This window comes from Halorhabdus amylolytica (genome assembly GCF_004944975.1).
GTDB classification, from domain to species: domain Archaea; phylum Halobacteriota; class Halobacteria; order Halobacteriales; family Haloarculaceae; genus Halorhabdus; species Halorhabdus amylolytica.
This window is the reverse complement of the sequence record NZ_SPQG01000004.1, coordinates 37,843-58,091: the sequence shown is the minus strand read 5'-3', so window position 1 is coordinate 58,091 and position 20,249 is coordinate 37,843. Positions and strand designations below refer to the sequence as shown.

Genomic DNA, 20,249 nt, shown 5'->3' with positions numbered 1-20,249 from the left:
CTGCGACTCGCGTAGTTCAAATCTCTATTACGCACTACACAACATCAGGAATCGCGACGCGATGAAACGCGTCGCTCGTGAATTTGAGTTGAAGAAGGTGCGACGGCCGAGATTTGAACTCGGGTTAGGACCGTGGCAGGGTCCTGTGATACCACTACACCACCGTCGCACGGTGCATCTCAAAATCGGGCGTGAGAGAAATATAAGGCTTCCGAATCGGACGCCCGAACGCGAATGACTCTCGCCACCCACACCCATGCACCGCAATCCCCTGAGAGAGCGTCTCACGACCGGGTCAAAGCGGCATCCTTTTAGGACTCGGCCCGGGAGTAATCGGCACAGTCTAGTGGCGTGGCCTGGAAGCGTCACGGCATGACGCTCAACGCACTCGTGCCGTCGTCACTCTGCCGCGAGGCGGAGGACAAACGCGAGGCGACCCGGAAGATCGGCTACGTGGCCCGTGCGGCCACTGTCTTCGGGGTCGACCGCTTGACCGTCTTCCCCGACCCAGACGGGGCGGGGAGATGGGGCGACGGGTTCGTCGAAACCGTGCTGCGGTACGCCGCCACACCCCCCTACCTCCGAAAGGCGGTATGGGACAGGCGGGACGAACTGGAGTGTGTCGGCGTCCTGCCGCCGCTCCGCGTCGCGACACGGACCGGCTCCGGATCGGACGATTCGGGGTCGTTGAGACAGGGAATCGTGACCGAGGTCGGACCTGATGGGCGCGTCCGGGTCAATTGCGGCCTGCAACACCCGATCTCTCTGCCCGTTCCGGACGACCGGAACGTTCGGGAGAGAGAGCGTGTCACCGTCAGGGTCTCTTCGAGACGACCGGTCCGCGCGAAACTCACTGACGAATCCCCACCAGGATTCGACGTGGATCGCACGGACCTCGATACGGCGCTCGAACGCTCCACTGCCGGCGTCACCATCGCCGCGTCCCGTCACGGCCAGCCGCTCACATCCGGGCGGCTGGAACAGTTGATCGGGACCGTCGATGGGGCCGGTGGCGACATGACAGTCGTCTTCGGGGCGCCCGAGCGCGGTTTGCCGGCTATCCTCGGCGTCGATACGGAGTCCGTTGGCTCGGCCACCGTGGCGGAGCTGGCGACTACCGACGACACGGAGGACGACGTCGACGCAGAAGACGCGGTCACCGGATCAGGACCGGACGGAACCCGGTTCGACCTCTGGCTGAACACGGTTCCCAACCAGGGAAGCGAGGTCGTGCGAACGGAGGAAGCGATGTTCGCCACCCTCGGCCCCCTGACACTCACGGAGTGAGAATCCGATGCCACAACCAAGCAGACCACGCAAAGGCTCGCTGGCCTACAGTCCGCGCAAGCGCGCGACCAGTGAGACGCCGCGGTTCAACACCTGGCCCGACGACGCGGGCCAGCCGGGCGTACAGGGCTTTGCCGGCTACAAGGCCGGCATGAGCCACGTCGTCGTCATCAACGACGAGCCCGACTCCCCGCGGGAGGGTATGGAGGAGACCGTGCCCGTCACTGTCGTCGAGACGCCGCCGATGCGGGCGGTGGCTCTGCGAGCCTACGAAGACACGCCGTACGGCCTGCGCCCCCTCACGGAGGTCTGGACCGACGAGTTCCACCCGGATCTCGATCGGGCCATCGACCTCCCGGAGGGCCAGGACCGCGACGCTACAGAGGAACAGATCAGGGACGCACTGGAGGACGGTCGTCTCGGGGACGTGCGCCTCATCACGCACACGGTCCCGGGCGAACTCCCGAGCGTTCCCAAGAACGAACCGGACGTCATGGAGACTCGCGTCGGCGGTGGTTCGCTGGCCGATCGACTCGATCACGGCCTCGAACTGCTTGAGGCTGGCGAGTACGCCATGACCGATGTCTTCCGCGCCGGCGAGTATGCCGACGTGGCGGGCGTCACCAAGGGCAAGGGCACCCAGGGCCCCGTCAAGCGCTGGGGCGTCCAAAAGCGAAAGGGCAAACACGCCCGCCAGGGCTGGCGACGCCGGATCGGCAACCTGGGCCCGTGGAACCCCTCGCGGGTTCGCTCGACGGTGCCCCAGCAGGGACAGACCGGCTACCACCAGCGAACCGAACTCAACAAGCGCCTCATCGACCTCGGCGACGACGAGATCACCCCCGACGGTGGCTTCGTCAATTACGGCGAGGTCGAGGGGGAGTACGCGCTGGTGAAGGGCTCGGTTCCCGGGCCCGAGGAGCGTCTGGTTCGCCTGCGCCCGGCCGTCCGGCCGACCGACCAGCCGCGTCTCGACCCCGAGGTGCGGTACGTTTCGACGGAGTCCAACCAGGGGTGAGATGAATGCAGGCAACACTACACGACCTGGACGGCGACGCCGACGGCGAGGTCGAGCTCCCGGACGTCTTCGAGACGCCCTACCGGCCCGACCTCATCAAGACGGCAGTGCTCGCCGCCCAGGCAAACCGCAAACAGAAGTACGGAGCCGACGAGTACGCGGGGCTGCGGACGCCCGCCGAGTCGATGGGGAGTGGCCGCGGGCAGGCCCACGTCCCCCAGCAAGACGGGCAGGCACGACGCGTGCCCCAGACCGTCGGTGGTCGACAGGCACACCCGCCGAAGGCCGAGAAGGATCCCGCGCCCGACCTCAACGACAAGGAGCGCAAGCTCGCGACCCGGTCGGCGATCGCCGCGACGGCAGACGCCGAACTGGTCGAAGAGCGCGGCCACGAGTTCGACGACGAGGTCGACCTGCCGCTGGTTGTCTCCGACGACTTCGAGGATCTGGTCAAAACCCAGGACGTCGTCGACGTGCTCGAGAGCCTCGGTGTCCACGCGGACATCGAACGGGCCGACGACCGGACTGTGCGGGCCGGCCAGGGAACGACCCGGGGCCGGAAGTACCGCACGCCGACGTCGATCCTGTTCGTCACGAGCGAGGAACCCTCGACGGCCGCCCGCAATCTCGCGGGCGCGGACGTGACGACCGCACGCGAGGTCAACGCGGAAGACCTCGCCCCTGGCGCGACGGCCGGCCGACTGACCGTCTGGACCGAGAGCGCCCTCGCGGAGGTGGCTGACCGATGACCGATCCGATCGACGTCATCGAGCACCCGCACGTCACCGAGAAGGCGATGGACAAGATGGACTTCCAGAATAAGCTCCAGTTCATCGTCAAGACGGATGCAGCCAAAGAGGACGTGCGTGAGGCCGTCGAACAGCAATTCGACGTGACGGTCATCGGCGTGAACACACAGGTCACCATGAACGGCAATAAAAAGGCAGAGGTCACTCTCTCGGCTGACGACGACGCTGAGGAGATCGCCTCGCGAATCGGGGTGTTCTGAAAATGGGACGACGCATTCAGGGACAACGACGCGGTCGCGGGACGCCCACGTTCCGGGCGCCTTCCCACCGCTACAAGTCCGATCTCTCACACCGGAGCACCGAAGCGCGTGACGGCGACGTCATCGCGGGCACGGTCGTGGATCTCGAACACGATCCGGCCCGATCGGCACCCGTCGCGGCCGTCGAGTTCGAGGATGGCGACCAACGACTGGTGCTGGCGCCGGAAGGCGTCGGTGTCGGCGACGAGATCCAGGTCGGTGTCACGGCGTCGATCGAACCGGGCAACACGCTGCCCCTGGCGGAGATCCCCGAAGGGATCCAGATCTGTAACGTCGAGGCCAACCCTGGCGACGGTGGGCAGTTCGCCCGCGCGTCGGGTGTCTCGGCCCAGTTGATGGCCCACGACCGAAACGTGGCAGTCGTCCAGTTGCCCAGCGACGAGGTCAAGCGACTGGATCCGGACTGCCGGGCGACGATCGGCGTCGTCGCTGGCGGCGGCCGGACGGAGAAACCCTTCGTGAAGGCCGGAAACAAGTATCACAAGATGGCTTCCCGCGGGACGAAGTGGCCGCGGGTTCGTGGGGTCGCGATGAACGCCGTCGACCACCCCTTCGGTGGCGGCGGCCGCCAGCATCCCGGGAAACCGAAGTCCATCTCGCGCAACGCCCCACCGGGTCGGAAGGTGGGCGACATCTCCTCGCGACGCACCGGGCGAGGTGAGGACGAATGAGTTCTGTCGCACATCGTGCGCGCGACAATCTCATCATCACCGGAGGTGACGACGGATGAGTTCCAGTGAGTACCAGATCGGCCACGAGGGCGAGTTCACCTACCGTGGCCACACGTTAGAGGAGTTGCAGGAGATGTCGATCGAGGAAGTCGCGGAACTGCTCCCCGCACGGCAGCGGCGAAGTATCGAGCGCGGCCTGTCCTACGAGAAGGAACAACTGCTCGAGGCGGCCCGCGAAGCCGGCGAGGAAGAGACGGCTAACGACCCGATCAGGACACACCTGCGGGACATGCCGATCCTCCCCGAGTTCGTCGGGATCACCTTCGCGGTCCACAACGGCCAGAGCTTCGAGCGCGTGAAAGTCGAGCCGGAGATGCTCGGCCACTATCTGGGAGAGTTCCAGCTCACGCGCACGAGCGTCGAGCACGGACAGGCCGGGATCGGGGCGACCCGCTCCTCGAAGTTCGTGCCCCTCAAGTAATCCATGGGAATCAGCTACTCAGTCGACGCGGACCCGGACACCACGGCAAAAGCGATGCTCCGGGAGCGTCAGATGAGCCACAAGCACAGCAAGGCTATCGCCCGGGAGATCAAGGGCATGACCGCCGAGGCGGCGGTCGCCTACTTAGCGGACGTCATCGAGGGCGAGCAGTCGGTGCCCTTCAAGTCCCACAACTCGGGCGTCGGCCATCGCAACGACATCGACGGCTGGGACGCCGGCCGCTACCCCGAGAAGGCCAGTGAGGCCTTCCTCGATCTGCTCGAAAACGCCATCGGCAACGCCGAGTACGCGGGCATGGACGGCGAGTCCATGGAGATCATGCACGTCGCCGCCCACAAGGTCGGCGAACAGCGCGGTCGCCAGCCCCGTGCGATGGGTCGAGCCAACGAGTGGAACACGCCGGAGGTCGATGTCGAACTCATCCTGGTAGAACCCGACGCCGAGGAGGGTGGTGCCTGATGGCCGACGAACTGCAGTTTATCGAGGACGGCCTCCAGCGCACCCAGATCGACGAGTTCTTCGCCGAAGAGCTCGGTCGAGCAGGCTACGGCGGCATGGAAGTCGCCAAGACGCCGATGGGGACCCAGATCGTTCTCAAGGCCGAAAAGCCCGGCATGGTGATCGGCAAGGGCGGGAAGAACATCCGCAAGATCACCACGACCTTAGAGGAGGAGTTCGACCTCGAAGATCCGCAAGTCGACGTTCAGGAGGTCGAGGAGCCGGACCTCAACGCCCGGATCGTCGCCGACCGCCTGGCCAACGCCTTAGAACGTGGCTGGTACTTCCGGAAGGCTGGCCACACCACGATCGACCGGATCATGGAGGCCGGCGCGAAGGGTGCGGAGATCGTGCTGAGCGGGAAGGTCACGGGCGCACGCTCTCGCGTCGAGAAGTTCAATCGCGGGTACATCAAGCACAACGGCGAACCCGCCGAGGACATCGTCGACCACGGTCAGGGCGTCGCCGTCATGAAGCTCGGAACGATCGGCGTGGACGTCAAGATCATCCCACCGGATGCCGTGTTGCCCGACGACTTCGAGATCTACGAGGACGTCGACGTGAGCGAGTACGTCGAAGAGGTCGAGGGCGACTCAGTCGAAGAACTGCTCGCCGGCGAGCCCGAAGAAGGCGAAGGAGAGCCGACGACGGGCGCGCCGCCCGAGGCTGACGAGGAGACAGCTGACGGCGAGGGAGCTCCCGAGGAGGAAGTCCTCGAAGAGGCCGACGAGGCCGAGGAGTTCGAAGATGTCGACGTCCCGGACGATTCGGGTGTCGAGGAAGACCTCGACGAACTCGAGTCGGCAGTCGACGAGGAACTCGACGAGGAGACAGAAGAAGCGGCCGAGGAACTCCTCGATGAAATGGAAGACGGAGACGAAGCAGACGACGAAAACGCGACCGCAGACGAAGACGATGCCGACGAGGAGGGGGATGACAAATGACGATCCTCCACCCGACGGAGATCCGCGACATGACGCCCGCCGAGCGCGAGGCCGAACTCGAGGATCTCCAGACGGAGTTGCTGAACGCCCGCGCCGTCCAGGCGACGGGTGGTGCCCCGGACAACCCCGGGCGCATCAAGGAGATCCGCCGGGCAATCGCGCGGATCAAGACGATCGAAGCTGAGGAAGCTGAGGAGACTGCGTAATGCCACGAACCGCCGCCCAACTCCCGCGCCACGAACTGATCGGGCTCGCCGTTCGCGTCAGCGACGCGACCGACCCCGATCTCGTTGGCATCGAGGGAACGGTCCTCGACGAGACGACCAACACCCTCGTGATCGGGGTTGGCGGGCGGACGTGGCAGGTCCCGAAGGCCGTCGCGACCTTCGAGTTCGAACTCCCCGATAGTGAGGCGGACGACCCCGACGCAAGTGGGTCCGCCGTCGTCACCGTCGAGGGGAAGCGACTCGTGGCGCGGCCGGCCAGACGGACCGAGCGGAGAGGTGATTCCACATGGCGTTAGGATTGAACGTACGACAGCCGGAGGCGACCTGTGACGACCCCAACTGCCCGTTCCATGGCACCCTTTCGGTGCGCGGGCAGACGGTCGAAGGCACGGTCGCGTCCACAGACATGGAGAAGACCGTCGTCGTCGAGCGCGAGTACGACGTCCCGGTGCCGAAATACGACCGCCTGATGAAACGGCGGAGTCGCATCCCGGCCCACGCACCCCCGTGTGTGGATCTGGATGAGGGCGACACGGTCACGATCGCAGAGACCCGACCACTCTCGAAGACGAAGTCCCACGTAGTGGTCGAGAAACACGGAGGTGAGGCCTGATGGAGGCCCTCAACGCCGACGTCACGCAGGGCTTAGAGAAGGGATCGCTCGTCACGTGTGCGGACAACACGGGCGCGCGTGAACTCAAGGTCATTAGCGTCGCGGGTTACTCCGGGACGAAGAACCGCCACCCGAAGGCGGGCCTGGGTGACAAAGTCACCGTCTCGGTGACCAAGGGCACCCCGGAGATGCGACGGCAGGTGCTGGAGGCGGTCGTCGTCCGCCAGCGCAAGCCGATCCGTCGACCCGACGGCACGCGCGTGAAGTTCGAGGACAACGCGGCCGTCATCGTCGACGAGAACGAGGATCCCCGGGGCACCGAACTTCGCGGGCCGATCGCCCGAGAAGTGGCCGAACGCTTCGGTTCAATCGCCTCGGCAGCCACGATGATCGTATAGACATGAGTGAGCAACCAACCAAACAGCGCAACGAGACCGAGCGCGCTCCGTTGCACGAGCGACACAAGCAGGTCCATGCGACGCTGACCGACGAACTCCGCGAGGAGTACAATACCCGTCGCGTCCGCGTCAACGAGGGCGACACGGTCGAGGTCATGCGCGGCGACTTCGCCGGCGAGGAAGGCGAAGTGATCGATGTCGACCTCCGTGACGCGACGATCAGCGTCGAGGACGTCACCGTCGAGACCGCCGACGGCGAGGAAACTCCCCGCCGTCTGGAGGCGAGCAACGTCCGCGTGACGGATCTCGATCTGTCCGACGACGTGCGACGGCAGCGACTCGAGGAGGACGACCAATGAGCAACCACCAGAAACGACTCTCGGTACCGGAACGCTGGCCGGTCGAGCGCAAGACCGAGACCTTCACCGTCAAGGCCGACGCCGGCCCGCACGGCGAGGCTGGCGTGCCCCTGCTGATCGTCCTTCGGGACGTTCTGGGATACGTCGACAGCCGCAAGGAGGCCCGGTTCGCGCTCGATCAGGACCAGATCTTGATCAACGGCGATCCCGTCAGCGACGAGACCCGCCCGGTGGGGATGTTCGACATCCTCGCCTTCACGGAGCGCGAGGAGTTCTACCGCGTGTTCCCCGGCGAGGGCGGTCGGCTCGCGCTGACCCCCATCGACGAGGACGCGGCACAGTCGAAGCTGGGTAAGATCATTGCGAAGCGTAACATCCCCGGTGGTGACCTTCAGCTGACACTGCACGACGGCGAGACGCTACTGGTCGAGGACGATACGCCGTACGACGGCAACGACTCGATCGTCGTCGCCAACGAGAGCGAGGAAGTCGTCGCCCACTTCGAGTACGAGGAAGGGGCCTTGGTGACAGCCGTCGACGGCCAGCACGCAGGCGAGATCGGGACGATCGAAGAGATTCAAGTCACCCCCGGCAGCGCCGACAACAACGTCATCATCGAGCGTGAGGACGGTTCGACCGTCGAAACTGTCGAGGAGTACGTCGTCGTCATCGACGAGAACTTCACTAGTGACGACGCCGATCAGGCCTCGGACGAAGCCGACGAGGCTGAGGCCGAAGAAGAGCCTGCGGACGCCGAGTCCGACGAGGAAGAAGCTGACGACGAGGACGAAGAAGCGTCCGAAGCGGACGACGAGGAATCCACGGACGACGAAACCGAAGCCGAGGAGGCAGCGGCCGAATCCGACGACGGAGGTGACGACGAATGAGTTCCGAGACCGAGGCCGGGTTCCACCCGATGCGCGAACCGTCGGTCGAGAAGGTCGTCGTCCACATGGGTATCGGCCAGGGTGGCCAGGAGCTGGCGGACGCCGAGGAGATCCTCGCGGAGATCGCCGGCCAGCAGCCCGTCCGGACCAACGCCAGGGAGACCGTCGGCGAGTTCGAGATTCGGCAGGGTGACCCCGTCGGGACGAAGGTCACGCTACGGGACGACGACGCCGAGGAGTTCATCGAGACTGCCCTGGAGTTCGTCGACATCGAGGCGTCGCAGTTCGACGAGACCGGCAACTTCAGTTTCGGCGTCGAGGAACACACTGATTTCCCCAGCCAGGAGTACGACCCGACGATCGGGATCTACGGACTGGACGTGACGGTGAACCTGACGCGGCCGGGCTATCGCGTCACCAAGCGCGACAAGGCCTCCCGGTCGATCCCCGCCAACCATCGACTCGACCCGGAGGACGCCATCGCGTTCGTCGAGTCGACCTTCGACGTGGAGGTGAGCGAATGAGCGAGAGCGAGACAGACAGCGACGCGGGCGCGGAGGCGACCGGCGAGCAGGCCACCAAACGGACCGGCCAGCTAGAGGCCTGCCAGCGCTGTGGGCGCGAACAGGGGCTGGTCGGGAAGTACGACATCTACCTGTGCCGACAGTGCTTCCGCGAGATCGCCCGCGACATGGGATTCAAGAAGTACAGCTAACGATGACAGGAAACGATCCACTCAGTGCGGCGCTCGCAGAGATCGACAACGCAGAGAGCGTCGGCCAGCTGACACACACGGTCGAGCCCGCCTCGAACGAGATCGGCAACGTCCTCGAAGTGTTCTACGACCGCGGCTACATCGACGGTTTCGAACACATCGAGGACGGCAAGGCCGGCAAGTTCGAGGTCGAACTGAAAGGTGCGATCAACGAGTGCGGTCCCGTCAAACCCCGTTATTCGGCGGGAGCCGAGGAGTTCGAGCAGTGGGAGAAGCGGTTCCTCCCTGCCCGGGACTACGGGACACTCGTCGTGACCACCAGCCACGGGATCATGAGCCACTACGAGGCCCGCGAGGAGGGCGTCGGTGGCCAGGTGATCGCCTACGTATACTGACAATGCCACGCACAGAACTACAGTTACCGGAGGACGTGAGCGCCGAGATGGACCATCTCGAGCTCACCGTCGAGGGCCCCGAAGGCAGCGTGACACGCCGACTGTGGTATCCGGACGTCACCGTCGAGGTGACCGACGACGCGGTCGTCATCGAGTCCGAGGCCGACGATGCAAAGACGATGTCGACGGTCGGGACCTTCGAGAGCCACGTGCAGAACATGTTCCACGGCGTCACCGAGGGCTGGGAGTACGAGATGGAAGTCTTCTACTCTCACTTCCCGATGCAGGTGCGCGCCGAGGAGAGCGAGATCGTCATCGAGAACTTCCTCGGCGAGCGCGCGCCGCGACGGACCCCGATCCACGGGGACACCGAGGTGGAGATCGACGAGGAACGGATGACGCTGCGCGGGCCCAGCATCGAGGACGTCGGCCAGACGGCCGCGGACGTCGAGCAGCTGACCCGCGTCACGGACAAGGACGTCCGTGTCTTCCAGGACGGCGTCTATATCACCGAGAAACCGAACCGAGGTGAGGTCTGATGGCCGACGACGAACGAACCGAGTTGACGGACGTCAGCGGGATCGGCGACGGAACGGCTGCATCACTTCGTGAGGCAGGCTTCGAGACTGTCGCCGACCTGCGGGAAGCGACGGAAGCACAACTCACCGAAGTCGACGGCATCGGCAACGCGCTGGCCGCCCGGATCAAGGCCGACGTCGGTGACGTCGAACCTGACGAGGACGTCGAGGCGGACGTCATCGAGGAGTCCGCGGCCGACGCGGACGAGACGGTCGAAGACAGCGCTGACGAGGCGGCAGAATCCGTCGAGTCCTACGAGGAACTGACGGACATCAGCGGAGTCAGCGAGGAGAAAGCCGAGACGCTCCGGGAGGCGGGATTCGAGACGGTCGAAGACGTCGCCCGTGCCGAGCAGTCGGACCTGACTGACGTCGAGGGGATCGGTAACGCCCTGGCGGCCCGGATTCAGGCCGATATCGGCGAACTCGACGTTTCGGCAGCCGAGACCGCCGAAGTCGAGGAAGCCGGCGAGGCGCCCGAAGCGGCCGAGGATGTCGAGACGGAACTGCGCCCGCGCGGGCACGCAGAGAAGACGCCAGAGTTGAGCGACGAGGAGGCACGCCTACTCGTCCAGCGACGACGCGAGGGCAAGCCGCAGTTCAACCGGCAGGATTACCACAAGAAAAAGCGCGTCCCGACGTCCTGGCGACGGCCCCGCGGCGGCCTCTCGAAGCAGCGCCGCGGCATCAAGGGCAAGGGCGACACCGTCGAAGCCGGGTTCCGGACCCCCGAGGCCGTTCGGGGACTGCACCCCTCCGGCTTCGAGGAAGTCCGCGTCCACAACGTCGACGATCTCGACGGCGTGGACGGCGATCGCGAGGCGGTCCGGATCGCCTCGAAGGTCGGCGCCCGCAAGCGCGAGCGCATCGAAGAAGTCGCCGAGGACGAAGGGATCCGCGTGCTCAACCCCACCTACGTCGAAGTCGAGGTGACCGAGGATGACTGATCTGAGTGCACAGAAACGGATGGCCGCCGACATTCTGGACGTCGGGAAGAATCGCGTCTGGTTCGATCCCGAGGCTCAAGAGGAGATCGCCGAGGCGATCACGCGGGCGGATCTGCGTGATCTCGTCGATCAGGGCATCATCCGTGCCGAGGAACCGGACGGCAACTCCCGCGGGCGGGCCAGAGAGCGCCAGGAGAAACGCGCCTACGGCCACGGGAAGGGACACGGGTCCCGGAAGGGTGCCGCAGGTGCCCGACAGAACGAGAAAGAAGACTGGACCTCGCGCATCCGTGCCCAGCGCGAGCGTCTACGCGAACTCCGTGACGACGGCGAGTTGACGCCGACGGAGTATCGCGAACTGTACGATCAGGCCAGCGGCGGCGAATTCGACGACGTCGGTGACCTGACGCGATACATCGACGACCAATACGGTGATCAGTGAATGGCGACAGGACCACGATACAAGGTGCCGATGCGTCGGCGCCGCGAATCCAGGACGGACTACCATCAGCGGTTGCGCCTGTTGAAATCCGGCAAGCCACGCCTCGTGGCGCGGCTCTCGAACAGCCAGGCCAGGGCGCAGCTGGTGACGACCGGTCCCGAAGGTGACGAGACTGCTGCGGCCGCCGAATCGAACGATCTCGACGAGTACGGCTGGGAGGCACCGACGGGCAACCTGCCCGCCGCGTATCTCACCGGGCTGCTCGCCGGGCAACGGGCGATCGAGGCCGGTTACGAGGAGGCCGTGCTGGACATCGGACTCAACACGCCGACGCCAGGAAGTAAAGTATTCGCGATCCAGGAGGGTGCGATCGACGCCGGCCTGGAGATCCCCCACAACGACGACGTGCTGGCCGCCTGGGAGCGGACTCGCGGCGAGCATATCGCCGAGTACGCCGAGATGCGCGAGGAGCCGCTGTATAGTGGGGATTTCGACGCGACAGAACTGCCCGCGCACTTCGACGAGCTGCGGGAGACGTTACTCGAAGGTGACATCGAACTATGAGCGCAGACGGATGGCAACCACGAACGCGGCTCGGCCGACAGGTCGTCGAGGGCGAGATCGACTCGATGCGAGACGCCCTGAACGCCGGGCTGCCGCTGAAGGAACCGGAGATCGTCGACCAGCTCGTCCCCGGGCTGGAAGACGAAGTACTGGATATCAACATGGTCCAGCGAATGACCGACTCTGGCCGCCGGGTGAAGTTCCGGTGTGTCGTCGTGGTGGGCAACCGCGACGGCCTCGTCGGCTACGCCGAGGGGCGTGACGACCAGGTCGGCGGTGCGATCCAGAAGGCTATCGAGGTCGCGAAGCTGAACCTGATCGACGTCTCTCGGGGCTGTGGCTCGTGGGAATGTGGCTGCGGGCGACCACACACGGTCGCACTGCGCACCATGGGCAAGGCCGGCAGCGTCGAGGTCGAACTCCAGCCTGCACCGCGCGGTCTGGGGCTGGCCGGCGGAGAGACCGTCCGGCACGTCCTGGAATTGGCCGGAATCGAAGACATCTGGACGCGAAGTAGCGGGAACACGCGGACGACGGTCAATTTCGCGAAGGCGACGTTCAACGCTCTGCGCAACACCGCAGAGGCGCGCGTTCCCGAGCATGCCTTCGAAGAGCGCGAGGTGATCGAGTGATGGAAGCGCTCGTTCAGTTGCGCGGTGAGGTCGATGTCAGCGACGATGTCGTCGACACGCTGGAGATGCTCAATCTCGGCCGCGTCAATCACGCGACGTTCGTGCCCGAGACCGACGCCTACGGCGGCATGATCACGAAGGTCCACGACGTCGTCGCCCACGGAGAACCCTCCGTGGAGACGGTCGAACTCCTCCTCGAACGGCGGGCCGAACCCGCTGAGGGTGAGGAAGATATCGACGACGAGTGGGTCGGCTGGAACACGAACTACGACGACGTCTCGGCGCTCGCCGAGGCGCTCCTCGAAGAGGAGACGACCCTGCAGGAGGCGGGGTTGTCGCCGACGTTACGGCTTCACCCGCCACGGAAGGGCCACGACGGCATCAAGCACCCGACCACGGAGGGCGGACAGCTCGGCGATCACACGACCGAGGAGATCGACGATCTGCTGGAGGCGATGCGATAATGACCAACAAGAAAAAGCGCCAGCGCGGTTCGCGCACGCACGGCGGCGGAACGCACAAGAACCGTCGCGGTGCGGGCCATCGCGGCGGCCGCGGAGCGGCCGGTCGCGACAAACACGAGATGCACAACCACCCGGCGCTCGGCAAGAGCGGGTTCACGCGTCCCGAGAAGGCCCAGGAGGACGTCCGTGAGATCGACGTCCGGACGCTGGACGAGGACGCGGCCCTGCTGGCCGCCGACGGTCTCGCCGAAGAAACCGGTGATGGGTACGAAATCGACGCCCGCGAGGTCGTCGAGGACGGTCACGAGGCCGACGTCGTGAAGGTGCTCGGTGCCGGCCAGGTCCGCAACGAGCTAATCGTCGTCGCCGACGCGTTCTCGGCCGGTGCTAGAGAGAAACTCGAGGCAGCCGGCGGGAGTGCGGAGTTGAGCGAGCGCGGCGAACAACGACAGGATAAAGAGGACGCCGACGCCGACAGCGAGTAAGGATGAGCTGGAAGGACACCGCCGAACCACTGCTGACGCGGATGCCGTCAGTCGCTCGTCCGGAGCGACACGTCCCGTTCAAGCGCAAGCTGGGCTGGACGGCCGGCGTCTTGGTGCTGTATTTCTTCCTGACCAACGTCTATCTGTTCGGACTCGGCACCGGCGGCTCGGACGCGTTCGGTCAGTTCCGATCGATCCTCGCCGGCGGACAGGGGACGATCATGCAACTCGGCATCGGGCCAATCGTCACGGCGAGCATCGTCCTGCAGTTGCTTGGCGGCGCGGACCTGCTGGGACTGGACACCCAGAACAATCCGCGCGATCAGGTGCTCTATCAGGGCCTCCAGAAGGTGCTGGTACTCGTGATGATCTTCTTGACCGGGCTCCCGATGGTGTTCGCCGCCGACTTCCTGCCGGCAGAATCAGTCTTGGGACTCGGCACGACGGGGACGAAGTGGCTCATGTTCGCACAGATCGCCGTCGGCGGTGTCCTCATCCTCTACATGGACGAGGTGATCAGCAAGTGGGGCGTCGGCAGCGGGATCGGCCTGTTCATCATCGCCGGCGTCAGCCAGAGCCTCATGGGCGGGTTGATCGCCATCCCACAGCTCTCGCCGACCAACGACTGGGGATTTATCCCTTCCTGGATCGCGATGGCACTGGGGTACCGCGACATTCCCTCGGTGTTGACCACCGAGGGACTCCTCGGACTGCTCTTCGGACAGGGTCAGATCGTCGCTCTGCTCACGACCGTTTCGATCTTCGTGATCGTCGTGTACGCGGAGTCGGTCCGTGTCGAGATCCCCCTCAGTCACGCCCGCGTGAAGGGGGCCCGCGGTCGCTTCCCCGTGAAGCTCATCTACGCGAGCGTCCTGCCGATGATTCTCGTCCGGGCGCTCCAGATGAACATTCAGCTGTTCGGACGGATCCTCCGCTCACAGCTGGGGGATTCGATGCCAGCGTTACTCGGGACGTATACGCAGACTGAAGCTGGCCTCCAGGTGACCGGCGGCTTGTTCTACTACCTGGCGCCCATCCAGTCGATCGACCAGTGGGCCTGGTTCCTCGGAGGGGTGTCTCAGCCGGTCTGGAAGGTACTGCTCCGAGTCGGGGTCGACCTCACCGTCATGATCGTCGGTGGGGCGATCTTCGCCATTTTCTGGGTCGAAACGACCGATATGGGGCCGGAGGCGACGGCTCAACAGATCCAGAACTCCGGTATGCAGATCCCCGGCTTCCGACAGAACCCCGGGGTCCTTGAGAAGGTCCTCGAGCGGTACATCCCACAGGTGACGGTCATCGGCGGCGCACTGGTCGGCCTGCTCGCCGTCCTGGCGAACATGCTCGGCACGATCGGTGGCGTTACCGGGACGGGCCTGCTGCTAACCGTGAGCATTACCTACAAGCTCTACGAGGAGATCGCCGAGGAACAGCTCATGGAGATGCACCCGATGATGCGCCAGATGTTCGGCTGACTTCTGTCCTATCGATTTTTCGTCGACGGGTTTTTTCGAGGTGTATCGAAGCGTCCGGACAGACAGCTCCTCTCGGTAGTCGCCGGTATCGATGTGGGTGGGTCCCGTGAGGACCAAGCGCCTCTCGGACCATCCACGAACGGCGGCGGAGCGTTTTCAAAGAACCCGTCGAAGTGCAACGTGACGATAGATCGTCGTGGCAAGTCCGCCAGGATCAGCCACGTATTCCGCGATACAGAACGTACCCGAGGAAGACGCCGACGTACGCCACTGCGAGCAATTCCGTGACGAACGAGCGACCCAGTCCCGCGATCAGGACCACGACGAACGGGCCGGCCAGCAGCAACCCGTCGAACACCCGGTCGTCGGCACCCGATTCGTAGATCGTCCTGACGATTGGGAGGTCCCGGACGTTCATGGGTACATTCCCCCACGATTGAGCAGCGTCCGCAACGCGACGAGAATCGGGATGATCTCGAGACGACCGATCCACATGTGTCCGAGGAAGGCGACTTTCCCGACCGTCGGCAGCGAGTCAGGGCCAGTGATGCCTGAAGAGAGCCCGACGTTACCCTGGGCGCTCGCAACCTCGAAGACGGCGTTCGCCAGCGAGAACTTCTCGGTCGGCAGGATGACCAACAGCAGGACGGTGCCGACGACGAGGAAGGTCGTCCAGAGCACGGCGATGATCGTCGCCTCGACGAACTCTCGGTTGGCTTCCGTCTCGGTCAGGCGACGTCCGTTGATGTTCAGCCGACGGACAGCACTGTCCGGATAGAAGACGTCGGCGACGTGATAGCGGATACCCTTGATCAGAGTCAGCCCGCGGATGATTTTGATCCCGCCGACGGTCGACCCGGCTGCTCCACCGACGAACATGCCGAACGCAACGAGGAGTTGAGCCTGGGCCGGCCACGCCCCGAGTGCGACGTTCGTTGCGTCGACAGCCGTCTGAAAGCCCGTACAGGTCGCCGCCGAGACGAACTGGAAGACGCCATAGCGCACCGCCCGGAGCGGCGAGTCGTAGGGCCCAACGTACAGGAACGCCCACAGCAACGCCGATCCGGCACTCATGTAGATGAACACCCAGCGGGTCTGTAAGTCCGTATAGAAGTTCCGGAGGTCGCCCTGGAGAATCAGGTAGTGAACGGGAAAGGCGATCGAGCCCAGCAACATGATGGGGATCAGGGCCGCGTCGATGGCGGCGCTGTCGTAGGTCGCGATGGAGTTGTCCGTGACCGAGAACCCGCCGGTCGCGAGGGCGGTCATGGCGTGGTTGATCGCGTCCCACATGGGCATCCCGACCAGCCAGAGGACGAGGATCGAGACGAAGGTAAACAGGAGGAAGATCCACCAGATCGTCCGGACCGTCGAGACGATGCTCGGGTGGATCTTTTCGGATCGGGCCTCGCTCTCGTACAGCGTCAGCGAGCCACTGCCGGGCCGGGCGAGGATCGCCGTCGTGAGGACGATCACCCCGACGCCGCCGATCCACTCGATGAACGTTCGCCACCACTGGAGACTGCGGGGAAGTACTTCCTCGTTATCAGTCATCGTGAGGCCGGTTCCGGTGAAGCCACTCGTCGACTCGAAGACGGCGTTGAGTGGATCCCGGAAAGCCGCGAGGGTGGGCGTCCCCTCGATCGTCGTCGGAAGGCCGAGGTGGACGCCCCAGGCGACCAGGAGAAACGGGAGCGAGCCGAACACACCCACGAGAAGCCAACCCGTGGCGGCGACGACCATCCCGTGTAAGCGCGAGGGCGAGTCAGCATCCGCGAAGCGACGGTGGAGTCCGTAGCCGACAGCCAACGGGACGAGTGCCGAGGCACCGAAGGCGACGGCGCCGAACCACTCCCTCCAGACGAGTGACACGACGATCGAGACGATCATCAGCCCGCCGAGTGCTTCGAGGATGCGACCGACGTCGCGTCCGACCGTTGCTGTCGTTCCGTTCATGGCTATGTGGTATCGATTCGGGGCGACGCTTCAGATCACTCGACCGTCCGGTCCTCGTAGTGCCCGAAGATGTCCGTGATTTCCGGCTCTGCGCCGACAGCCGAATAGACAGTCAGGAGATCGCCAGCGTGGATCGTCGTGTTCCCGCGCGGGGTGATGGGTTCGCTGGCGCTCTCGCGTTCGATCGCGACGACGAGCACGTCGTCCGACAACAGATCCTCGTCGGCTGTCTCCTGGAGTGTCTTGCCGGCAATAGGTGCGTTTTCCGTGACGGAGATTTCGAAGACCTCGGCATCCTCGCCGATGCGCATGTAGTCGACGATCGCCGGCCGCGCGACAGCCCGGTAGAGATATTCGGCGATGAGCTGCTGGGGGTTTTCCATCGTGTTGACGCCGATCTGCTCGAAGAGGTTCATGTGTTCGGGGGTGTGGACGACCGAGAGGATCGCCGGGATATCGAACTCCTTTGCAAGCAGACAGACCATGATGTTCGTCGCGTCCCGGTCGGTCGTCGAGATCATGGCGTCGGCCTGCTCGGCACCGGCGTCAGCCAGCGTGTCCTTGGTCGTCGCGTCGGCGTTGAGGACGAGGCAGTCGAACCGGTCGGCGGCGCGGTTCGCCCGCTCGTTGTTTCGTTCGATGACGACGACCTCGTTTCCCGAGCGCGTCGCGATGTCGATCAACGGCGTCCCGATGTCGCCCGCGCCGACGATGATGATATACATACTCGCTATCCCTCCAGTCGTTTGATGATAGCGTCCCGGATCGACATGGGTGAACGTTCCGATCCCCGCGCGACGACGACCGTTCGATCGAGCTCCGTCCCGAGGCGTTCCGGCAGCGAACCGAACAGGGCCTGGGAGATCGCACTCTCCCGGGTCGCGCCGGCACAGACGGTATCGTACTCCGCGGCCGCCTCGATGATCGCGTCCTCGGCATCCTCCTCGACGACGACGCGGGTCTCGTAGGTCGTCTCGGTCAAATCGGCTCGCTCGATGAGGTTCTCGATCAATGCTTCGCCCTCTTCGACCGGCGAAGCGGCGGCTTCGTCCCCCTCAGCCGGCGGCTGGACGTTCAACAGCGTCAGGGACGCTCCATCGGTGGCATCGACGTACTCGGCGGCCCGCTGGGCGGCGACAGGAGCGTGTGGCCCCTCTCCGGCCAGGACCATGACTTCTTCGTCGCTGTCGGCCGCCGCCCCGCGTTTGACGAGCGTGACGTCACACGTGGCGCGACTCACGACGGGATCGATAGTCGATCCGAGCACGTGGTCACGGCGACTGCGCTTGCCGGTCCAGCCGAGTAGTACCTGATCGGCGTTCTCCTCCTCGACGACGTTGAGAACTGCCGACGCGGCATCGCGGCCGACGATCGCCCGCGTCCGTAGGCCGACATCGAGATCCGTCGCCACGTCCCGGGCGGCCTCCAACAGTTCCTGCTGACGGTCGACGCGTTCCTCCTCGAAGGTGAGATCCTGGGCGAGTGAGGTCTGGTCGGGCACCTCGATGACGTTGACGGCGACGATCTCGGCATCTCCATCGTGTGCGTGAGCGCTCGCTGCTGCTTTCCGAAGGAGATCGCGTTCAGTCTCGGGGTTCGCGATAGAGACGACCACCCGGTAAACGCCGTCACCGTCCGCGGCAGTCGTCGGTGCTGGCGCGATCGCGTCGCCGACGAGACTCTGTGATGGCGCCCGATCACGGGCGTAGAGATAGTACCAGGTGACACCGAATGCGATCAGCACGATCCCGATCATCCCGACGACCGTCAACTGGAACGGGACGGTCACACTCAGGCTCCCGACCGCAAGCGTGTACGGAACCATATTCGTCGACATCTGCACGAGGACGCCAAGACAGGCCGCCGCCCCGAGGATCGGAACCACGGGGTACAGCACCGACGGGATCTCGAACGTCGGTTCGTAGGAGTCGGGATTCGCCCGTCGCAGGACGACGACGGCGACGTGAACGAGAGCATACGTCACGAGATACATGAAACTCGCCACCTCGGCGAGGGTCCCGATCCCGACCCCGACAGCGATCAGGACGAGAGTGATGATTCCAGTCACTGTGATCGCGCGGTAGGGCGTCCGGAAGCGGCTGTGAACTTCGTTGAGCCAGTCGATGAGGATCTTGTCCCGGCCCATCGCGAAGTTGACCCGGGCCGCCGAGAGGATCGACGCGTTCGCGCTGGAGATCGTCGCCAGGACGGCCCCGAGGATCATTACCGTCCCGCCGATAGCTGCGAGCAACGACGGTGACAGCCCGGGGACGAACGACGCGAACCCGGGAAGAATCTCTTCGGCCACGATTTTGACCGGCACTTCCGAATTTGCCAGGACATCCAGCGAAATCGTCCCCGTCGAGACGAACATGACGCCGACGTAGAGGATCGTCGGCGTGACGACCGCGGCGATCATCGATAGCGGCAAGTTCCGACTCGGGTTCTTGATCTCCTCGGCGCTGGTCGCGATCACCTCGAAGCCGATGAAAGAGACGTAGACCGTTCCGACTGTCGCGGCGACCGCCGGCCAGCCGTGGGGGTTGAACTCACCGATCGTCGGGCCGCTGAACAAGCCAAGCGAGAGAAAGCCCACGATCAACACGACGAGGGTTATCACGATAACGTTCTGGAGGTCACCGGTCTCCTTGACACCGTAGTAGTTGACGCCCGTCAGCAGGGCAGCCATCACCAGTGCCGCGACACTCTTGCCGACCCCGGACATCGACGCGAGGAAGTCGATATGCGGCGTCAGCAATGGCAGGAGATACTGGCCGAACCCGAGCATGTAGAAGGCGCTTGCGAAGGTCAGCCCGGCCCACATGCCCCAGCCGACGATGCTGCCGAAGAACGGGCCCATCGCCCGGTTGACGTAGTAGTAGCTCCCGCCGGCTTTGGGCATCCCCGTGGCGAGTTCCGACAGCGAGAGGGCCGCGAGTAGCGAGACGACGCCACCGAGGGCGAACGAGACCATCGCCGCCGGCCCGGCGGCATCGGCAGCGATGCTGGGCAACACGAAGATACCCGCACCGATCATCGTCCCCAGCCCGATCGTGTAGGCTTCCAGAAAGCCCAGGTCCCGGGCCAGTTCCTGTTCGCTCTCACTCATTGGCGGTTCCCTCC

General features: G+C 64.8%; 28 protein-coding genes, 1 tRNA gene and 2 pseudogenes. 26 read left to right on the top strand and 5 right to left on the bottom strand.

All coding sequences use genetic code 11. The annotated features are described in order from the left end of the window. Nucleotides 1-98 precede the first annotated feature (98 nt). Nucleotides 99-169: transfer RNA gene (locus E3374_RS07155), tRNA-Gly, on the bottom strand. Nucleotides 170-372: 203 nt separating this feature from the next. On the opposite strand from E3374_RS07155, the gene E3374_RS07150 reads away from it, so the two are divergent. The 26 genes and pseudogenes from E3374_RS07150 (at nucleotide 373) to secY (ending at nucleotide 15,170) form a co-directional block, all read left to right on the top strand. Further along, nucleotides 373-1,287: a putative RNA uridine N3 methyltransferase gene (locus E3374_RS07150; protein WP_136688398.1), complete on the top strand. Its 915-nt coding sequence runs from the start codon at nucleotides 373-375 to the stop codon at nucleotides 1,285-1,287. Nucleotides 1,288-1,294: 7 nt separating this feature from the next. Then, on the top strand, nucleotides 1,295-2,305 hold the full coding sequence (locus E3374_RS07145; RefSeq protein ID WP_136688397.1) for a 50S ribosomal protein L3: 1,011 nt from the start codon (nucleotides 1,295-1,297) through the stop codon (nucleotides 2,303-2,305). 5 nt (nucleotides 2,306-2,310) lie between these two features. Then, nucleotides 2,311-3,054, top strand: coding sequence for a 50S ribosomal protein L4 (rpl4p, locus tag E3374_RS07140; protein WP_136688396.1), 744 nt, complete (start codon nucleotides 2,311-2,313; stop codon nucleotides 3,052-3,054). Next, complete coding sequence (locus E3374_RS07135) at nucleotides 3,051-3,314, top strand: 50S ribosomal protein L23 (protein ID WP_136688395.1); 264 nt, start codon at nucleotides 3,051-3,053, stop codon at nucleotides 3,312-3,314. The genes rpl4p and E3374_RS07135 overlap by 4 nt, the downstream gene beginning before the upstream one ends. Nucleotides 3,315-3,316: 2 nt before the next feature. Beyond that, entirely contained in the window at nucleotides 3,317-4,045 is a 729-nt protein-coding gene (locus tag E3374_RS07130; RefSeq protein ID WP_136688394.1) for a 50S ribosomal protein L2, read from the top strand. 55 nt (nucleotides 4,046-4,100) lie between these two features. Then, nucleotides 4,101-4,526 carry a 30S ribosomal protein S19 gene (locus tag E3374_RS07125; RefSeq protein ID WP_136688393.1) on the top strand — a complete coding sequence of 142 codons (426 nt, stop codon included), beginning with the start codon at nucleotides 4,101-4,103 and terminating at the stop codon, nucleotides 4,524-4,526. Nucleotides 4,527-4,529: 3 nt separating this feature from the next. After that, the gene (locus tag E3374_RS07120) at nucleotides 4,530-5,006 is read left to right on the top strand and encodes a 50S ribosomal protein L22 (protein ID WP_136688392.1); all 477 of its coding nucleotides are present in this window, start codon (nucleotides 4,530-4,532) and stop codon (nucleotides 5,004-5,006) included. After that, the gene (locus E3374_RS07115; protein ID WP_136688391.1) at nucleotides 5,006-5,989 is read left to right on the top strand and encodes a 30S ribosomal protein S3; all 984 of its coding nucleotides are present in this window, start codon (nucleotides 5,006-5,008) and stop codon (nucleotides 5,987-5,989) included. Before E3374_RS07120 ends, E3374_RS07115 begins: the two co-directional genes overlap by 1 nt. Next, nucleotides 5,986-6,195, top strand: a complete 210-nt coding sequence (gene rpmC / locus E3374_RS07110; protein WP_136688390.1) for a 50S ribosomal protein L29 — start codon at nucleotides 5,986-5,988, stop codon at nucleotides 6,193-6,195. The genes E3374_RS07115 and rpmC overlap by 4 nt, the downstream gene beginning before the upstream one ends. Continuing rightward, on the top strand, nucleotides 6,195-6,512 hold the full coding sequence (locus E3374_RS07105) for a ribonuclease P protein component 1 (protein WP_136688389.1): 318 nt from the start codon (nucleotides 6,195-6,197) through the stop codon (nucleotides 6,510-6,512). Before rpmC ends, E3374_RS07105 begins: the two co-directional genes overlap by 1 nt. Beyond that, nucleotides 6,503-6,829 (top strand): 30S ribosomal protein S17, encoded by a 327-nt coding sequence (locus tag E3374_RS07100; RefSeq protein WP_136688388.1) that lies wholly within the window; start codon nucleotides 6,503-6,505, stop codon nucleotides 6,827-6,829. Before E3374_RS07105 ends, E3374_RS07100 begins: the two co-directional genes overlap by 10 nt. Continuing rightward, a complete protein-coding gene (locus E3374_RS07095) occupies nucleotides 6,829-7,227 on the top strand; it encodes a 50S ribosomal protein L14 (protein ID WP_136688387.1) in 399 nt (132 codons plus the stop codon). The genes E3374_RS07100 and E3374_RS07095 overlap by 1 nt, the downstream gene beginning before the upstream one ends. Nucleotides 7,228-7,229: 2 nt before the next feature. Next, nucleotides 7,230-7,586 (top strand): 50S ribosomal protein L24, encoded by a 357-nt coding sequence (gene rplX, locus E3374_RS07090; RefSeq protein WP_136688386.1) that lies wholly within the window; start codon nucleotides 7,230-7,232, stop codon nucleotides 7,584-7,586. Next, nucleotides 7,583-8,299 (top strand): annotated as a pseudogene (locus tag E3374_RS07085) (30S ribosomal protein S4e); the annotation flags it as partial. The gene rplX and the pseudogene E3374_RS07085, both read left to right, overlap by 4 nt. A gap of 170 nt (nucleotides 8,300-8,469) precedes the next feature. Then, nucleotides 8,470-8,997: a 50S ribosomal protein L5 gene (locus E3374_RS07080; RefSeq protein ID WP_136688384.1), complete on the top strand. Its 528-nt coding sequence runs from the start codon at nucleotides 8,470-8,472 to the stop codon at nucleotides 8,995-8,997. After that, entirely contained in the window at nucleotides 8,994-9,188 is a 195-nt protein-coding gene (locus tag E3374_RS07075; protein WP_136688383.1) for a 30S ribosomal protein S14, read from the top strand. The genes E3374_RS07080 and E3374_RS07075 overlap by 4 nt, the downstream gene beginning before the upstream one ends. Nucleotides 9,189-9,190: 2 nt before the next feature. Next, nucleotides 9,191-9,583: a 30S ribosomal protein S8 gene (locus tag E3374_RS07070; protein WP_136688382.1), complete on the top strand. Its 393-nt coding sequence runs from the start codon at nucleotides 9,191-9,193 to the stop codon at nucleotides 9,581-9,583. 2 nt (nucleotides 9,584-9,585) lie between these two features. Next, nucleotides 9,586-10,122, top strand: a complete 537-nt coding sequence (locus E3374_RS07065) for a 50S ribosomal protein L6 (protein WP_136688381.1) — start codon at nucleotides 9,586-9,588, stop codon at nucleotides 10,120-10,122. Then, a pseudogene (locus E3374_RS18070) lies at nucleotides 10,122-10,283 on the top strand (helix-hairpin-helix domain-containing protein); the annotation flags it as partial. The gene E3374_RS07065 and the pseudogene E3374_RS18070, both read left to right, overlap by 1 nt. 141 nt (nucleotides 10,284-10,424) lie before the next feature. Then, nucleotides 10,425-11,108, top strand: coding sequence for a 50S ribosomal protein L32e (locus E3374_RS07060; protein ID WP_394347456.1), 684 nt, complete (start codon nucleotides 10,425-10,427; stop codon nucleotides 11,106-11,108). Beyond that, nucleotides 11,101-11,550 carry a 50S ribosomal protein L19e gene (locus tag E3374_RS07055; protein WP_136688379.1) on the top strand — a complete coding sequence of 150 codons (450 nt, stop codon included), beginning with the start codon at nucleotides 11,101-11,103 and terminating at the stop codon, nucleotides 11,548-11,550. Before E3374_RS07060 ends, E3374_RS07055 begins: the two co-directional genes overlap by 8 nt. After that, entirely contained in the window at nucleotides 11,551-12,114 is a 564-nt protein-coding gene (locus tag E3374_RS07050; RefSeq protein ID WP_136688378.1) for a 50S ribosomal protein L18, read from the top strand. Then, entirely contained in the window at nucleotides 12,111-12,746 is a 636-nt protein-coding gene (locus E3374_RS07045; protein WP_136688377.1) for a 30S ribosomal protein S5, read from the top strand. Before E3374_RS07050 ends, E3374_RS07045 begins: the two co-directional genes overlap by 4 nt. Beyond that, nucleotides 12,746-13,210: a 50S ribosomal protein L30 gene (locus E3374_RS07040; protein ID WP_136688376.1), complete on the top strand. Its 465-nt coding sequence runs from the start codon at nucleotides 12,746-12,748 to the stop codon at nucleotides 13,208-13,210. The genes E3374_RS07045 and E3374_RS07040 overlap by 1 nt, the downstream gene beginning before the upstream one ends. Then, nucleotides 13,210-13,695 carry an uL15m family ribosomal protein gene (locus E3374_RS07035; protein ID WP_136688375.1) on the top strand — a complete coding sequence of 162 codons (486 nt, stop codon included), beginning with the start codon at nucleotides 13,210-13,212 and terminating at the stop codon, nucleotides 13,693-13,695. Before E3374_RS07040 ends, E3374_RS07035 begins: the two co-directional genes overlap by 1 nt. 2 nt (nucleotides 13,696-13,697) lie before the next feature. Then, nucleotides 13,698-15,170, top strand: coding sequence for a preprotein translocase subunit SecY (gene secY / locus E3374_RS07030; RefSeq protein WP_136688374.1), 1,473 nt, complete (start codon nucleotides 13,698-13,700; stop codon nucleotides 15,168-15,170). A gap of 214 nt (nucleotides 15,171-15,384) precedes the next feature. Here secY and E3374_RS07025 read toward each other — a convergent pair whose 3' ends face one another. From E3374_RS07025 to E3374_RS07010, 4 genes are read right to left on the bottom strand one after another with little or no spacing between them, the layout of a single operon-like run. Beyond that, nucleotides 15,385-15,588, bottom strand: a complete 204-nt coding sequence (locus E3374_RS07025) for a hypothetical protein (protein WP_136688373.1) — start codon at nucleotides 15,586-15,588, stop codon at nucleotides 15,385-15,387. Further along, nucleotides 15,585-17,126: a TrkH family potassium uptake protein gene (locus E3374_RS07020; protein ID WP_136688372.1), complete on the bottom strand. Its 1,542-nt coding sequence runs from the start codon at nucleotides 17,124-17,126 to the stop codon at nucleotides 15,585-15,587. The genes E3374_RS07025 and E3374_RS07020 overlap by 4 nt, the downstream gene beginning before the upstream one ends. A 35-nt stretch (nucleotides 17,127-17,161) precedes the next feature. Then, nucleotides 17,162-17,851: a potassium channel family protein gene (locus E3374_RS07015; RefSeq protein WP_136688371.1), complete on the bottom strand. Its 690-nt coding sequence runs from the start codon at nucleotides 17,849-17,851 to the stop codon at nucleotides 17,162-17,164. Between the two features lie 5 nt (nucleotides 17,852-17,856). Beyond that, complete coding sequence (locus E3374_RS07010) at nucleotides 17,857-20,235, bottom strand: amino acid permease (RefSeq protein ID WP_136688370.1); 2,379 nt, start codon at nucleotides 20,233-20,235, stop codon at nucleotides 17,857-17,859. Nucleotides 20,236-20,249 lie beyond the last annotated feature (14 nt).

Bases quoted from the DNA above. Each gene is read 5' to 3' on its own strand.
- E3374_RS07150 (WP_136688398.1), top strand. From the start codon at position 373: ATGACGCTCAACGCACTCGTGCCGTCGTCACTCTGCCGCGAGGCGGAG.
- E3374_RS07145 (WP_136688397.1), top strand. From the start codon at position 1,295: ATGCCACAACCAAGCAGACCACGCAAAGGCTCGCTGGCCTACAGTCCG.
- rpl4p (WP_136688396.1), top strand. From the start codon at position 2,311: ATGCAGGCAACACTACACGACCTGGACGGCGACGCCGACGGCGAGGTC.
- E3374_RS07135 (WP_136688395.1), top strand. From the start codon at position 3,051: ATGACCGATCCGATCGACGTCATCGAGCACCCGCACGTCACCGAGAAG.
- E3374_RS07130 (WP_136688394.1), top strand. From the start codon at position 3,317: ATGGGACGACGCATTCAGGGACAACGACGCGGTCGCGGGACGCCCACG.
- E3374_RS07125 (WP_136688393.1), top strand. From the start codon at position 4,101: ATGAGTTCCAGTGAGTACCAGATCGGCCACGAGGGCGAGTTCACCTAC.
- E3374_RS07120 (WP_136688392.1), top strand. From the start codon at position 4,530: ATGGGAATCAGCTACTCAGTCGACGCGGACCCGGACACCACGGCAAAA.
- E3374_RS07115 (WP_136688391.1), top strand. From the start codon at position 5,006: ATGGCCGACGAACTGCAGTTTATCGAGGACGGCCTCCAGCGCACCCAG.
- rpmC (WP_136688390.1), top strand. From the start codon at position 5,986: ATGACGATCCTCCACCCGACGGAGATCCGCGACATGACGCCCGCCGAG.
- E3374_RS07105 (WP_136688389.1), top strand. From the start codon at position 6,195: ATGCCACGAACCGCCGCCCAACTCCCGCGCCACGAACTGATCGGGCTC.
- E3374_RS07100 (WP_136688388.1), top strand. From the start codon at position 6,503: ATGGCGTTAGGATTGAACGTACGACAGCCGGAGGCGACCTGTGACGAC.
- E3374_RS07095 (WP_136688387.1), top strand. From the start codon at position 6,829: ATGGAGGCCCTCAACGCCGACGTCACGCAGGGCTTAGAGAAGGGATCG.
- rplX (WP_136688386.1), top strand. From the start codon at position 7,230: ATGAGTGAGCAACCAACCAAACAGCGCAACGAGACCGAGCGCGCTCCG.
- E3374_RS07080 (WP_136688384.1), top strand. From the start codon at position 8,470: ATGAGTTCCGAGACCGAGGCCGGGTTCCACCCGATGCGCGAACCGTCG.
- E3374_RS07075 (WP_136688383.1), top strand. From the start codon at position 8,994: ATGAGCGAGAGCGAGACAGACAGCGACGCGGGCGCGGAGGCGACCGGC.
- E3374_RS07070 (WP_136688382.1), top strand. From the start codon at position 9,191: ATGACAGGAAACGATCCACTCAGTGCGGCGCTCGCAGAGATCGACAAC.
- E3374_RS07065 (WP_136688381.1), top strand. From the start codon at position 9,586: ATGCCACGCACAGAACTACAGTTACCGGAGGACGTGAGCGCCGAGATG.
- E3374_RS07055 (WP_136688379.1), top strand. From the start codon at position 11,101: ATGACTGATCTGAGTGCACAGAAACGGATGGCCGCCGACATTCTGGAC.
- E3374_RS07050 (WP_136688378.1), top strand. From the start codon at position 11,551: ATGGCGACAGGACCACGATACAAGGTGCCGATGCGTCGGCGCCGCGAA.
- E3374_RS07045 (WP_136688377.1), top strand. From the start codon at position 12,111: ATGAGCGCAGACGGATGGCAACCACGAACGCGGCTCGGCCGACAGGTC.
- E3374_RS07040 (WP_136688376.1), top strand. From the start codon at position 12,746: ATGGAAGCGCTCGTTCAGTTGCGCGGTGAGGTCGATGTCAGCGACGAT.
- E3374_RS07035 (WP_136688375.1), top strand. From the start codon at position 13,210: ATGACCAACAAGAAAAAGCGCCAGCGCGGTTCGCGCACGCACGGCGGC.
- secY (WP_136688374.1), top strand. From the start codon at position 13,698: ATGAGCTGGAAGGACACCGCCGAACCACTGCTGACGCGGATGCCGTCA.
- E3374_RS07025 (WP_136688373.1), bottom strand. From the start codon at position 15,588: ATGAACGTCCGGGACCTCCCAATCGTCAGGACGATCTACGAATCGGGT.
- E3374_RS07020 (WP_136688372.1), bottom strand. From the start codon at position 17,126: ATGAACGGAACGACAGCAACGGTCGGACGCGACGTCGGTCGCATCCTC.
- E3374_RS07015 (WP_136688371.1), bottom strand. From the start codon at position 17,851: ATGTATATCATCATCGTCGGCGCGGGCGACATCGGGACGCCGTTGATC.
- E3374_RS07010 (WP_136688370.1), bottom strand. From the start codon at position 20,235: ATGAGTGAGAGCGAACAGGAACTGGCCCGGGACCTGGGCTTTCTGGAA.